The sequence below is a fragment of the Mesotoga sp. B105.6.4 genome (genome assembly GCF_002896535.1).
Lineage (GTDB): Bacteria > Thermotogota > Thermotogae > Petrotogales > Kosmotogaceae > Mesotoga.
In genome coordinates this window covers 81170-95482 of sequence record NZ_JWIM01000036.1, presented here as the reverse complement: position 1 = coordinate 95482, position 14313 = coordinate 81170, and the positions used below count along the sequence as shown (strand labels likewise).

11 protein-coding genes and 2 pseudogenes are annotated in these 14313 nt (G+C 46.7%); 3 read left to right on the top strand and 10 right to left on the bottom strand.

All coding sequences use genetic code 11. The features are described 5' to 3' along the window. Positions 1–180 (top strand): annotated as a pseudogene (locus RJ60_RS08725) (group II intron reverse transcriptase/maturase); the annotation flags it as partial. A gap of 854 nt (positions 181–1034) precedes the next feature. On the opposite strand, the gene RJ60_RS08720 reads toward RJ60_RS08725, so the two are convergent. From RJ60_RS08720 to RJ60_RS08700, 5 genes are all read right to left on the bottom strand, one after another. Further along, positions 1035–2156, bottom strand: coding sequence for an aminotransferase class I/II-fold pyridoxal phosphate-dependent enzyme (locus RJ60_RS08720; protein WP_099830971.1), 1122 nt, complete (start codon positions 2154–2156; stop codon positions 1035–1037). A gap of 109 nt (positions 2157–2265) precedes the next feature. After that, positions 2266–3549, bottom strand: a complete 1284-nt coding sequence (locus RJ60_RS08715; protein ID WP_099830970.1) for a histidine kinase dimerization/phospho-acceptor domain-containing protein — start codon at positions 3547–3549, stop codon at positions 2266–2268. Then, complete coding sequence (locus tag RJ60_RS08710) at positions 3539–4225, bottom strand: response regulator transcription factor (protein WP_099830969.1); 687 nt, start codon at positions 4223–4225, stop codon at positions 3539–3541. The genes RJ60_RS08715 and RJ60_RS08710 overlap by 11 nt, the downstream gene beginning before the upstream one ends. 6 nt (positions 4226–4231) lie before the next feature. After that, positions 4232–4924, bottom strand: coding sequence for a hypothetical protein (locus RJ60_RS08705; protein ID WP_099830968.1), 693 nt, complete (start codon positions 4922–4924; stop codon positions 4232–4234). A 122-nt stretch (positions 4925–5046) separates the two neighbouring features. Then, positions 5047–5931, bottom strand: coding sequence for a DUF4382 domain-containing protein (locus tag RJ60_RS08700; protein ID WP_099830967.1), 885 nt, complete (start codon positions 5929–5931; stop codon positions 5047–5049). Positions 5932–6163: 232 nt separating this feature from the next. On the opposite strand from RJ60_RS08700, the gene RJ60_RS16530 reads away from it, so the two are divergent. Further along, positions 6164–6439, top strand: a complete 276-nt coding sequence (locus tag RJ60_RS16530; protein ID WP_099830966.1) for an acyl-CoA dehydratase activase-related protein — start codon at positions 6164–6166, stop codon at positions 6437–6439. 205 nt (positions 6440–6644) lie between these two features. Beyond that, a pseudogene (locus RJ60_RS16160) lies at positions 6645–7611 on the top strand (acyl-CoA dehydratase activase). 150 nt (positions 7612–7761) lie between these two features. On the opposite strand, the gene RJ60_RS08685 reads toward RJ60_RS16160, so the two are convergent. From RJ60_RS08685 to RJ60_RS08665, 5 genes are all read right to left on the bottom strand, one after another. Then, on the bottom strand, positions 7762–8955 hold the full coding sequence (locus RJ60_RS08685; protein ID WP_099830965.1) for an FprA family A-type flavoprotein: 1194 nt from the start codon (positions 8953–8955) through the stop codon (positions 7762–7764). 79 nt (positions 8956–9034) lie between these two features. Beyond that, a complete protein-coding gene (locus tag RJ60_RS08680; protein WP_099830964.1) occupies positions 9035–10099 on the bottom strand; it encodes an ABC transporter permease in 1065 nt (354 codons plus the stop codon). Then, entirely contained in the window at positions 10092–11255 is a 1164-nt protein-coding gene (locus RJ60_RS08675; protein ID WP_099830980.1) for an ABC transporter permease, read from the bottom strand. The genes RJ60_RS08680 and RJ60_RS08675 overlap by 8 nt, the downstream gene beginning before the upstream one ends. 10 nt (positions 11256–11265) lie before the next feature. Continuing rightward, complete coding sequence (locus tag RJ60_RS08670) at positions 11266–12183, bottom strand: ABC transporter ATP-binding protein (RefSeq protein WP_099830963.1); 918 nt, start codon at positions 12181–12183, stop codon at positions 11266–11268. Between the two features lie 79 nt (positions 12184–12262). After that, positions 12263–14029, bottom strand: a complete 1767-nt coding sequence (locus tag RJ60_RS08665) for an ATPase (RefSeq protein WP_099830962.1) — start codon at positions 14027–14029, stop codon at positions 12263–12265. Positions 14030–14313: the final 284 nt, after the last annotated feature.

Here is a 14313-nt window from a genome sequence, read left to right as displayed (position 1 = left end):
AGATTTGAAATGTATACAGTACTGAGTCGGCTAAACAAAGCCTTAGTTCAATGGGTAAGAAACAAGTACAAGAAAAGGAGAGGTCTTACAAAAGCGGGTAAATGGCTAGAAGCTCTTGCTCACAGAGAGCCTCATCTATTTGTACACTGGACAATGGGGATATTCTATATGGCTGGATAATGGGAGCCGGATGAATCGAGAGGTTCAAGTCCGGTTCTGAGAGAGCCTGGGGGTGAAATCCCCCTGGGCTACTCACCGGTTGCGGGTTGGTAAGAGCAAGATATCAGTTGCAAGTTGTGAGTTCCAAGTTGTAGGTTAACGACCCGAAAGCAAAAATATACAGCCCGTCATGCTGAACTTGTTTCAGCATCTCGGTATTGAGAGCCGCAGTGTGCTGTGAGAAGCGGTTACCGTTGACTGTCCCAGATTATGGACCCGTTCAACGATAAGATCAAAGACCAGATCCTGATCAAGAGCACATCAGGATGGCAAATTGAGTTGGTTCAAACAAGTTGATATTCTTCCGCCGGGTGATTGCTGTCTTCTCTTCCTTAAGCTCCTGGTAGAAAAGTTGTCAGTTCCAAGATCCAAGTTGTAAGGAAAGGGAAAAACGAGGCTAGGGGTTGCGGGTCGGACAGAGCAAAGAAAGCGGTTCGCCGTTCTTTGATAAGAACAGTTGTCAGTTCCAAGATCCAAGTTGCAAAGTTGGAAGAACGGGTAGTCAGTTCTCGGTTCACCGTTCTCCGAGAGGAGCATAGGGACATCGGTTCCAAGCGCAAGAATGGCTGGACGACACTAAGAGCCTCTCGCTCCGTTCGGCGATCAGAGTTTCGTTTAGAATCATAGAGGAAAGAAAAAAGACGCTCTGAAAGCGTCTTCAATTATAATTCTACCACGAGAAATTGTTAAAGTCAACCCGTCTTGCTGTTGACGAAAGGTTAAGAAATCTCGCCAGGGAATCTGCAATCCCTTTGGTTTTGTCGATTGGAATCTATTATTCACGTATAGACAGCAGGAATCACTTCAATGAGTAGTCATCTATCGGATGAATCCAGAAACTCATCCAGCCGGTTCAACCCTTCAGCGAAGCTCTTTCGCCCGAATCCCATTCTGAAGTAGCCGCCTTCGTAATCATACATCGATCCGGGAAGAAGCAGAACTCCGGAATTATCAAGGAGCTCGGAGCAGAAGCGATCAACGTCTCCTCCAACGAACTGTATAAAAGCTATGGGTCCTGCTTTCGGTCTCGAAACTCTGAATACCGATGAGTGCTTCTCGAAGAAGAGGGCAGCTCGATCCCAGTTCTCAACAACTATCGCTCTGTTCCTTTTTAGGATCTTATCTCCTACACACAGCGCCTTCCAGGCAAGATACTCCGAGGGAGCGCTGTTGCAGATCGTGGTGTAGTGTTTGAATCTAGTCATTGATTTCAGGACGCTTTTGTTGTGAGATACAACCCAGCCGATCCTCAAGCCGGCCAACCCGTATGATTTCGACATCACACCCAGCGCCAGAGAGTTGTCGGAAATATCTGCAAAGGACTTCTGCTTTTCTATAGATTGATCAAGCTCAAGCCCTCTGTAGACCTCATCGGAAAAAACGAAAATTCCCCTTTCTTCGGTAAAGAAAGCGATCTTCATCAGGTCTCTGTTAGAAACAAGGTACCCGGTTGGGTTATTAGGATTGTTTATCACTAGTAATTTAGTCTCTGGGCGAACAAGATCATTCAGTTCATCCACATCAAAGCTCCATTCTTCCCCGCTTCTTCTCAGTTCCCAGCGGGTCACTTCACATCCGATTGCGTTGGCAACTTCGTAAAGTGACTGATAAACCGGAAACTGGCAGATCACATGGTCGCCTTTCTGAAGAAAAACATTCATGAAGTTGAAGATCGCCTCTTCCGCGCCTGAGTGAACTATAACCTCTTCCATTTCGACGGTCGAGTAAAGCCCTGCAATTTGCGTCCTCAAATCGCGATTGCCGGGAACTTCTGTGTAGCCAAGCCACGTATCCATGAACTTCGAGGGGGGTTCCCCGTTCATTTTCAGCAACTCGCCGATCGTCATGGCTTCACAGTCAGACTGGGCAAGAAGGTAGGGTGCGTCGAACTCGTGCTTCTCAAAGTAAACTTCCAGTTTGAAATCATTTAGCTTCATTTTCTTCCTCCGCTGTCAGTGATACTCGATCTTACCAGACTACTTTCAAACTCGAGCCTGTGACTGGACGCAGACAACGAATCGTCAGGCTTCCAGGCCGTGTCTCATGCTATCTGGAATAGGCCTCACTGGGAAATTCGATCATGAATCTGTTGATGCCCTCTTCATGTTCGTAATCGAGCCTAAGATTGTGCGCACGCAAAATTGACAAGACCACTCTCAGGCCGAGACCATATCCCTGAGCCTGCACTCCCTTAACGGATTCATCAAGGCTCATGAAATCGACGGCTTTGCCCTTGTTGGAAACAGATAACAGAGAGAATTCCTCTTCACGGGTCAGTTTGATCTTTATAGAATCGTCCGTAGAATACTTGCAGGCATTGTCAAGAAGATTCATTACTACGTGCTCGATCATGTATCCGGAGGCACTGATCACTATATCGGGGAGGATCTGTATTTCAATCTCCTTGTCGGGATGAAGGATCATGATCTTCTCTGTAGTCTCCAGTACAAGTCGGGAGAGATCTATCTCTCTCTGCTCAATTGGTACGGTGATCTCTGTGCGAGACAGAAGCAGATACTCTTCAGAGAGTCTTATAAGCTTTTCCACTTCCTCAAGAGTTTCTCTCAAGGCTTCGCGCATACTCTCTTTTGAGGAACTGCCGGTCAAAGAGAGCTGAAGATGCGATTTCATTACTGCTAGGGGCGTTCTCAATTCGTGAGCGATTCTTGAAGAGAACTGCTTCGCATCGTTTATCAACTGCTCGATTCTGCTCAGCGCCTTATTGATTTCACTTTCAAGCTTTGAAACTTCGTCTCCACTCTTTCTGAGCGAAATTCTGGCATCCTTCAGCCCCGTTCTGCTGATCAGCTCCATTTGATTGCCGGCCTGTTCAAAAGGTCTTATCAGTTTTCTCGTGAATATTGTTCCAATGAGGCTTACGGCTAACAAGATGGATAACGAGGAAAAGACCACTGCTGCCAGAACAAACTTCAGATACTCCTCGGACTTTCCGAGATTGTAAAAAGTCACGAATCTCTCTTCGGTTCCTTCGATCAGCTCGACAGTCGCTCTATATCGATGGTCTCCTTTTGTGCCGATTCCTTCAGCTTTTTTGAACAGTTCCGGTTCAGCCCGAAAACTCGCTACCGGTTCATCTTCTATGTATATGGCGAATCCAAAGTCCTCATTTCCCGCAAGGTTCAGAAGTCTGTTTTCTTGATCTGCGAATTTGTAGGTGTTGACTATATCGTTATGAAATGACAGGAGCAGATTATCTATCCTGCGAAATTCGAGATTCCTCAGGACAAAAAAGACCGTAAGGCCTAGCGAAATCACCACGGTGCCGTAAGTTGCGAGGTAAAGGAGTGAGATCTTTCCCCTAACCGTCATCTGCAAAACCCCTGAATCTGTAACCCTTTCCCGGAACCGTTTCGATCACGTCATACATCCCAGCCGACTCAAGTTTCCTTCTAATGTAGTTAATATAAACATCAACAATATTGCTGCGCGGTTCAAAGCCTGTTTCCCAGATCTTGTCGGTTATCTCTTCTCTGGAGAAGACAGCTCCCGGGTTTCGGAAGAGCAGTGCGAAGATTGAAACCTCTCTCGAGGTCAAGTCCAGTCTTCCCTCGGAGCAGGTGAAGACTTCCTTTCTCGAATCGTAACGAAGAGGACCGTACTGAACTATCGATTCTATCTTCAGCTGATTTCGTCTTACAAGAGCCCTTACTCTGGCTTCCAGCTCACGCAGATCGAACGGTTTGGGAACGTAATCATCGGCTCCAATCTCAAGGCCTTCAATTCTGCTGTCGACTTCGCCCAGTGCGGTGATTATTATTATGGGGACATCGGACTTCATCTCTTCTCTCAGAAAGCGGCAGAATTCATAACCGTTCATGCCGGGCAGGAGAACATCGAGGACAATACAATCATAGCTGCGCTCAAGGGCAAGATCCAGTCCTTCTTCTGCATTCTGGGAGGCATCCACAAGAAATCCGGAACGCTCAAAAAAAGAGACGACATTATCGAGCAGTCTTTTCTCATCTTCAACTATCAAGAGTTTCATCGAGCATCAATTCTTTCCGTTTTCTTTGCCGGGAGGAGTGTCTGGCTGACCGGGATCATCGGGTTTGCCCGGATCGTCGGGCTTACCTGGATCATCGGGCCTGCCAGGATCATCGGGTTTGCCCGGTTCGTCGGGCTTGCCAGGCTTTTCCGAAGGAGTCAAATCCTCTTTCTCAACCAGGGACTTCTGCAGTCTCTCGCTTGCCTCTTCAAGCGCCTTCTCATTTGCCGTTACGCTTAACGTTGAAGCAAAACTGCTTGCTAACCTGTAGGACATCGTCTCAGTTATTACATGCCAGAAGTGACCGTTCTCTTCCTGTACCAGAAAGATACCGCGAACCTCCTCCCTTGACTGCAGAGAAACAAGAGAGAAGGCGTCAATTATCTTTACTTCTGATAAAATGCCGGCCTCGCTAGCTTCCGTTATTTCGGAAATCTCACCGTCTGAAGAGAGCGTGAATACTCTGGAGTCGGTCACAACCCTTACCAACCCTTCGGGAAGAACAAAGATAGCGAGAATCTCACCAGCAGCTATCCGCTGCACCTTCTGAATTAAGGTGATGCTGACTGATAGCTCAAAGTCCCCACCCCCAACCAGGTAACCAAGCAAAGACTGCTCGCTTTCAAGCACAGTACCAACCGAAAGTGCGGCTGAAAACACCAAAGCAATAGCGTAGGCGAGACAAATGATTCTCTTCATATGAGTTCCACCTTCACTTCCGCAAACCATCGACAGTGTTGAACGGATGAATCCCCTCGTGCTTTCCAGTTAATCAACCCAAACTCATTGAGGGCAGACCGAGACTTAACTATATGCTGCACCTATTTCTCAACCAAGACAATTGTACCAAGATCGACGTCTTTATCTACAACGGTAACTGAAAGGGACTGATATCTGGATTCGCTTTCATCGACCGAGAAACCTTCCTCCATGTAATTGTCGAAGAACTCCAGCCTATATTCTCCAGGACCAACCTTGCAGAATCTGAACTCGCCTTCCTCCCAAATCGGATTGTCTATATGGGTAAACGTCATAAGCGCCTCGCCATCAACTTCTGGAAACAGCGCTGCAAGGAGAGGCAACTGATCCGCAGAGGCAACTCCCGTTACATCGAAAAGGCTTCCGTGGCGCACATGGATTACAGGCGTCATGTGGACCTTGTCTTCGTGGCTTTTCTTCTCGCCTGAGATCTCGGCCTCACTGACGATGTCCTCCCACCGGCCGTTGATTTTCAGGGATTTCGACAAGTCAAAGTCCAGAACAACATTAGTCACAGAACCCTCGTCAATCTCGAGACCCAGATTGTTGATCTTCAATGATCCAGAGTTGACGGTTACTGGATAGACTATCTCATTGGCCGTCATAGTTGCCGCAGACACTTCTATCCGCAACTGGTTATATACACCGACGACTCCTGTAGTGTCGGGCAGTTCGAAAGTCGCTCCCACAAGAGTAAGAATGTCTACTTCAAATGGCTCGTCGACAATCACAAAAGGCTCGTATTCATCTGGAGGAACCTCCTCGGATCCATAGAGCTTTATGCTTTCAATCCTTACGATAAGAGAGTCAATCTCTTCGATAGGGATTACCGCATCGGTAAGAACAACTCTCACCGTTCCCCTGTCAGCCTCTGGCAAAGTAAGATCCACGCACCCAGAGAAGAAAAACGCGGAGAGCAAGACAATCAAGAATAGTAGCTTTCTCATTTTCTTTAACCTCCCTTCTTCGTTTGGTTATGAACCAAGCTTATCCCCTATGTAATTAAAGAGAGATTAAACCATCGCACACAGGAGCTGTCCGAGACTGGTCCTGATCAGAAGCTTTTACATTGCCAGCGTTGTTCCAGTCGACAACGGATGGCTATATTTGATATTGGTCAAATGCCACACCCTGTCGGTACGGGTCGGTGGGGAAGAGATAAGTTGAGGATAGGAATAGCTGGAGCACTCTTATATTATTTATTACGGGCCGTACTGGGTCCATCTCTTTGAAGAACTGGGAATAGAGGTAATTACAACGCAGAAGACCGACAAGAAGACGATTGACAGAGGGATCGGAGTCTCCGTTCCAGAGATCTGCGTTCCGATCAAGATATACAACAGTCACGTCCTCAGATTGGTCGATCAGGGCGTTGATTATGTATTTGTGCCCAGAATGGTTTCAGTTGAGAGGGCAAGTTCTTCTGCCCCAAGTTCATGGGACTACTCGACATGATAGAACATGGAATCCCGTCAGTCAGGTCGAAGTTGCTCACACTGGACATTCAAAGCAGTACTGAAGACATCACTTCACCAAAGTTGATTTATCCCATTGCCGGTAAACTTGGGGTCTCCAGAAGTGACGAGAATAGAGGCTTTTGTCGATCTTATTAGAAACTCTAAGCTCAAACGCATTGCCGCTAACAAGTGAAGCGATTTCTGTGGAGATTCTTGCTGGAGTAGATGTCGGTTCGGTGAGTACCAACATAGTGGCGCTTTCCGAAAGCGGCGATATAGTTTTCAAGTATTACGTCAGAACCAACGGCCAACCTATGGACGCCGTTAAGCTGGGTTTCGCGAAGCTTAGGGAGGAACTGAATGAGCCGCTTGTCATGGGAGTAGGAACTACCGGAAGTGGCAGACAGCTCGCAGGAGTCCTTCTAGGTGCCGATATCGTAAAGAACGAGATAACTGCTCACGGCGTCGCTGCCTCTAGGGAAATCGGAAATGTGAGGACGATCTTTGAGATAGGAGGCCAGGATTCGAAAATAATACCGATAAGAGAAGGTATGGTAACCGACTTTGCCATGAACACTGTATGTGCGGCAGGAACCGGTTCCTTCCTTGATCATCAGTCAGAAAGGCTCTGAGTCCCCATAGAGAGGTTTGGCGATCTCGCCCTTCAGGCTACGACAGAAGTTAGGATAGCAGGGCGATGCACAGTTTTTGCGGAGTCAGATATGATAGCGAAACAACAGTACGGTTTCTCTAAGTCCGACATTATATGGGGTTTGTGCAAAGCACTTGTCAGGAACTACATAAACAATCTCGGACGAGGTAAGAAACTTGAGCCGCCTTTTGTTTTTCAGGGCGGAGTGGCAGCTAACAAGGGAATAAAGAAGGCATTTGAAGAGGCAGTCGGCCACGAAAAGTAGTAGTTCCTGAGAACTACGAAGTCATGGGAGCCATTGGCGGCGCGATTCTTGCGCGCCAGGAGATCGAGAGAAAGTCCGAAGAGACGTCCTTCAAGGGTTTCGACTACTTGAATCTCGACTTCCGCCCTTCAAGTTTCATCTGCAACGGTTGTTCGAACAGCTGCGAATCAACGTGAAAGCCGACGGAGAAATAATAGCAGTTTGGGGCGACCGGTGCGGCAAATGGCAGGAGCAACTAAGAAGAAAGGAATGAGCCTCTACCACTTGAGAGGCTCCTTGTCGTTCCTTCTGAAATCTTCATAAATGAGCTATTCAGTTGAATTAGATCTCTCAATTATCTGTGCCAATCACAATTCTCGCAAAATGCTTACCAATCGATTTTGCAGAAGAGACAGGCACTAGTTTATGACCTTATCGCCGCTGCCATGTTCAGACCCAGTTCAACACACTTGTCGAGATCCTCTTGCGTTGGACAGCTTTTTGCTTCTATCACGGGTCCCACTTGATCGCACTTTGATCTCGAAGCGAACTGCTGAAGCTCTTTCAGGGCTCCGCCACTCCAGGTATAGGAACCGAAAACACCTATCTTGCGGTTCCTCATCATCCTGTTCTCTATCGCGCTAATCAGCTGCTTCATCGGAGGGAACAGCTCCATGTTGTAAGTGCAACTTCCCATTACCAGCCCTCTGAACCTCCAGATATCTCTGATAATGAAAGATATGTGCGTCGTCGATATGTTGTGAACCCTGATCTTGTCAACACCACCCTTAACAAGACCTGAAGAGACAGCTTCCATCATTTTCTGCGTATTACCGTACATTGAACCATAAACCAAAACGACTCCCTGTTCCGTTTCCTGCTTGCTCCAGCGATCATAAAGATCAATAATCCTGGAAGGGTTCCTTCTCCAAACTGGCCCATGAGTGGCGCAGATGATCTTTATATCTACACCCGATAGTCTCTCAAACGCCTTTTGAACCATAGAGCTGTATCTGCCGACAATGTTTGAGAAATATCTGAGAACTTCATCCTCAAAGAAATCTACATCAACTTCGTCGTCGAAAATCCCTCCGTTAAGTGCACCGAAACCTCCAAAGGCATCTCCGGAGAAGAGGGCTCCAGAGGATTCTTCATATGTCATCATGGTTTCTGGCCAGTGAACCATTGGTGTCATGTAGAACCGCAGAGTTTTTGAACCAATTTCGAGCTCCTCACCATCCTTGACTGCGATCAAATTATCTGTGACATCATAGAATGCATGGAGCATTTCTATCGTCTTTTCATTTCCGATCACCTTTAGGTCAGGAAAGGCCTCTCTCAAAACCTTAATCGAACCGGAGTGATCTGGCTCCATATGATTGACGACAAGATAATCAACTTTCTTCCCCTCAGGTAGCAGAGACTTGATCTTATCGAGAAAAGCAGAGAAGAATGCACCCTTCACTGTATCTATAAGGACGACCTTATCATCTATCAAGATATATGAGTTGTAGGACACTCCTCTTGGAAGCGGCCATAGCGCCTCGAAAAGATGAGTCTCAAAGTCATTCACTCCTATCCAGTGTATCCCTTCAGCAATTCTTACAGTATCACTCACTCAAAAAGCCTCCCTTCAGATTCATTATAGCAACACGGTTTTATCATGTCTTCTCGAAAAACAGATTATACGCCCTTTCTCAAGAAGCTCTCAAATAACGCTTTCCGGTGAAGTAAAGAAGCAATACTCCACTGAAGGATAGCACGACATTAGTTATGACAAAGTACGCTGTAGAGACCAACTCTATTCCAAGGGAATGCCTCATAAGTTCTGCCACATACTTTACGGGAAGAAACGCGGACACTATTCTCAGATAATCGGGCAAAAAGGAGAGAGGGAAATATATGCCAGCCAGAAAGACCATTAAAACCATCAGAATACTTGCAGCAGTTTCTGCCGTCTCTGGATTTCTGAAAATAAGCGTCAGAAAGAGTCCAAGTGCCATCATCCCCAAAGTGGAGGAGATTATTGAGATAAGGAATAGCAACCAATCTGTCTGGAAGGTAGTCCTGAACAGCAACCTGCTCACAATCATGATTAGGAGTATCGATACAATGCTAACCAGGAATCTAGTCAGAGTGCTTCCAAAAATGAAAGTCAAGGGTTTGAGCGGAGTGATCTTGAATCTATCAAGAACTCCCCTCTTTCTGTACCTTCCGAAGACGCTTATCACTGAAAACATCCCGGCCGAAAGGAGAGAGATCGCTACGACGCCAGACATTGTGTAATCGGCATCGGTTGCGCGAACTCTTCCGGCTGTCTCAGGGATGTTCTCAACAACAATCACCGACTTCACATTGTTAATCTCCTTCTCAACGGCCGCCGAGATACTTGCCCTGGCCATTTCTATTGTACTCAGCTGACCAACATCACCCTCACGGTACAGATAGGAGATTTTCTCACCATCGAATGTAACTCCCAGCAAGATATCTCCGCTTTTTATCTTTTCTTCCAGGCTCGTCTCATCGTCAAAGAGGCTTAGACTCCATGCCCCCGTCTCCTCAATTACCGGAGAAATATCGTAAGTTCCGGTCTGATAAAGGCCTACGGAGGTTTTTTGATAATCACTTGAGCCGCCGAAAAAGAAACCGAAGAGCAGCAGGAATATCATCGGGAAGAACAACGTGAAAAAGACTTCGAGCTTGTTTCTGAACGCTTCCTTTGCAAAGGCGATGAAGACAGCTTTCAACTTGTTTCTACTCATAGCCCATCACCTTCTTGAAATTCACGGCAAAAACGAGCAGTGAGAATGCAGTCCAGATTAGAGGTACCACTATCAGCCAGCCCACCGAAAGCGGCGCGAATTGGTAACCCATTACCCTTCTACTGAGCTCGACAAGATAGGTGGTCGGTAATGCGTAGACCAACCAACGGATCCCCCATGGGAGATCAAATACGGGGAAGTAAAGGCCCCCGAGAAACATCATTATCTGGTACAGAGTCTGCCCAAGAACGGAAACTGTTGAGAGCTTTTTCGAGAAGGAAGCTATCATTAGACCAAAAGATACCGTAACAATCATTGAAAAGAGCAGAGTCAGGATAAACCTGATATCGAAGATTGAACCGCCCACCCTGTAGACAAAAGTGGCCACAAGGTACAGAAGCACCAGCGAGATAAGCATAGTTATTATCAATTTGACTAAGTGGCCAGCAAAGTATTCAAGAGATCTCAAAGGCGTTGTGTAGAGTTTCTTATTCACCCCGGACTCTCTGTACTGAATTAGACCCAAGGGGCTGTTCAAAAGTGCTACCGAAAGAATCATCATCAAAGCAACCCCCGGGAAGATGTACTCTTTGTAGTCAAAGGGCTCTTTTTCAATTGCGGAGATAACCCTTGTCTCCGTCACAATGTCTAGGAAATCTCCTCCGCTCCGCCGTTCGATCTCGAGATTCACTTCGTTTATTACTTCCTCCATAATGCCCGAAGCGATCGAGGACGATTCTTTGCCGCTGATATAGTGAACTCGAAGGGGTACCTCGCCCATCTTTAGTGCCAGCGCGCTTGTCATCTTGGCGTTGGTTCCGGCGGGAATAACGAGCACGATATCCTGCCTTCCCTCTCTAAGATCATCTAGAGCATCATCGATTGACCCGTACTCCTTCTTAACAAACGGACCGCTCTCCGAGGAGATCCCTTCAATGACTTCGTCGATAATCTTTCCAAATCCCGCAAGATTCTCCTCCCTCACAATCCCCACTCTGAAACTCACTCCCTGCGTATCGCCCCCGTAAAAGGGCCCGAAAACCGACGTCAGTATGAAGTATAGAATCAGGGGAAAGATGAAACTCCAGAACATCACCTGGAACTCTCTGATTTCGCTCTTGAAAAGCCCTGACGTGAAATTCCACAATCTGCTCATGAAATCCACCTCAGTCCCTCAGTTTTCTGCCGGTAAGGGTGATAAAGACGTCCTCCAGATTGGGCTTTCGAATCGTAACGTCGTCCAGGAGAAGGCCAAATCTCTTCGATCTCTCGAAAAGCCGACCTAGAATTCTCTCTACATCCCTCGTTGTCACCGAATACTCGCGATTCTCAACATGTTGAAGACCTTCCATATCCAGAAATTCCCTAGGTACGGGATCCTCTCCCTGAACACTAAAAGTGACGATATTTTCCGCATCTATAGAGTCAATGAGCTCATCCAAAGTCCCTCTAGCGATTATCTTTCCGTAATCCATTATGATTATTCTATCGGCCAGTCGTTCTGCCTCTTCCATGTAATGAGTCGTAAGGATTACCGTCTTTTCCTTCTTCTTAAGGGCCAATATCGTCTCCCACAACATTCTCCTTGCCTGAGGGTCCAGTCCGGTGGTGGGCTCATCCAGAAACACTACTCTTGGATCATTTACAAGAGCCACTGCAACTGCCAACCTCTGGAGCTGACCTCCCGAGAGATTCTTTGTGTAGGTTTTCGCTTTATCTTCCAGCGAGACCTCTTTGATCAGATCTCTTGATGGAATACTCTTCCGGTAAAGACCTCTGAAAAGGTCAAGAGTCTCTTTGACAGTGAGATATTCAAAAAAACTCGACGATTGGAGCTGAACACCGATCTCCTCCTTCACCCTTTCGCCGGAAGGAAGAAGTCTTTCCTCGAAATACTCTATTGTACCTGCGTCGGGCCTTCTCAGTCCTTCAAGCATCTCCACAGTTGTGGTCTTGCCGGCGCCGTTGGGACCCAAAATGGCCAGTACTTCTCCCTCTCTGAGATCGAATTCTATTCCGTCAACAGCCTTTGTGTCGCCATAATATTTCCGGAGATTCTTCACTTCAATTACATTTTTCGACACAGCTTTCACCACCCAATCGATACGTCAGTCTTTTCCAATACTATAGATTCTACCAGCTGTAGCAGGCGTCAGCTCTATCTCAGTCCTGCTCGTCTATAGCCTTTAACATAGCCTTAGCGGCCCTCAGGGGCCCGTCCATCTCGAATCCCGGTATTCCTAACCTCGTCCTGACCTCGCCAACCGTTACCCCCGCATCTATCATGGCCTTTAGATAGCGATCGGCTATTACCTCGTGTTTATCCCGCCTTTGAATTGCTCCAAAAGGATTCGCGAAGTAACTGTAAGTCAGACCCTTCTCGGACGTAGTTCCTTTGGCCATCCTCGCGCCGCTCGAAAAGACCTCCGCCGCTTCGGAAGGGTCACTGAAAATGCGAAGGTCGTCCTCAGTGTTCTCGTCGAAGTTGTTTGCATAGAGGAAATAATCAATCTTTGTCGGCTTAATGATCTCCGTATAGTTGGAATAGGGGACAATCACCCTGGCATTAATCTCGTTAGGGTTCATGAATATGCTTCGATCCATCGTTGAATAGGCATACCCAGGCTGAAGATCATCAAGACGTACAAAGGCTCCCGTTTCAGTACCGTATGCGACCACGGAACCGGATGAAGTTATGTCGAGAGATCCCATGTCATCGATCAAGATGTTTACCTCGGATACTTCCGAAGAAAGCCTGTTCAAAGCGTCGAGGGTTTCGGACTTACCGGCTCCGCTGTCGCCAATCAGCATTACATTGGCCTTTTTTCCGTTTCTCAGTTTTATGTGAGCCAGAGCTCCATGAATCGGAAGCCTGCCTTCATCGATCACAAGCAAGTTGTGAATTGTGAGTATCATTTTTTTCATGTAGCCGAAATAGTCGATCTTGGGATCATCCCCGACTACTCCCACATAAGTGCCATCGTCTTCTCTGTAAATAACTCCGTTGAAGTCCCCGCTCTCTTCAAAGAGAGAGTTGTCTAATCCCAAAACGTATATGCCATCGGGCTTCTTGTACTTGACGATATCGAAACTCGCGAGCTCGAACAGATTCCCCAGACCGGCAGCCAGAGCCAGGTACTCTTTGTTTACCACCACGAAGACAAGTTTGGAGCCTACGTGAATGGGAAACAAAAACCAGTCTCTTCCTGAAGAGATATCCAGTCTTCTCAGAACGGGCTTGTCATAGACCTTAAACAATCCCTGTCTTTTGTTTGACCTGGTATAGAAGATTACCGGTGGCTCGAAGACTATACTCCAGACGCATGCCATGTCGTACAGAAAGTCGGCTCCGTCCACCCTAACTCTCTCATCTACTTCAGGGCGATCAACAATGAATCCCACCTGAGCACCACCTGGTTCCTGTCTCAAAATCTTTAGTCTGACATCGGAAACATTTATCAGTATCTGCCTGTAAAGGCTGAGTACCAAACCTTTGAGGTCTGTGTTGGTTCTTACAAGAACCATCTGCTTGAAAATTCTATCGAAGCGATTCGGGGTGTACTCATCTCTCTTTACTATGAATCTGTGCTTGTTTCTCCACAGAGAAAACAAGCTCTCGACAAACCTTACAAGAAGTTCTTTCTTGTTGCTCATCTTTGGGAAGGAATAATACGGTGAACCATCAATCTTCTCAATCGGATCGATCGTAAGTGCAAGAAGAAGCTCTATAATCCCCTCGATATCGTACTTTATGGAGGTATCTACTGTATCTGTATTCTTCAGAAACGGCTCGAACAACGAAAGAAGCGAGTTCTTCTTTTCTTCGGAATCTCTTATGAGTTCTGCAAGTATCTCTCTAAAAGTATCGCTGTTGAGTATCTGCGAAGAAGCGTTATAAGCAACTTCCCCATTGATCAAAATGCTCCTCATCTCTCTTAGCCTCCTAAATTTGCCGTTAGTATATTATACTTGCAGATCGATTAATTTCCTTTCGTTTCATTGAAGATCATACAATTCAAGCGTTAGGCCGGCAAATCGAATCTTCGGGCGGTCTGTTTCAAACGGATTCGGCTTCTCTGTGAGTCGACGATGTCTCTGTTTGTTCGCTCCCAGTTGGAGCAATGAGTTTTCATTCCAATACTTTTCATAGCAGGGCAAATATTAGAAGCAACTTGCAAAAAACATTGTTAAAACTCAATTGGTGCGGCCATGAG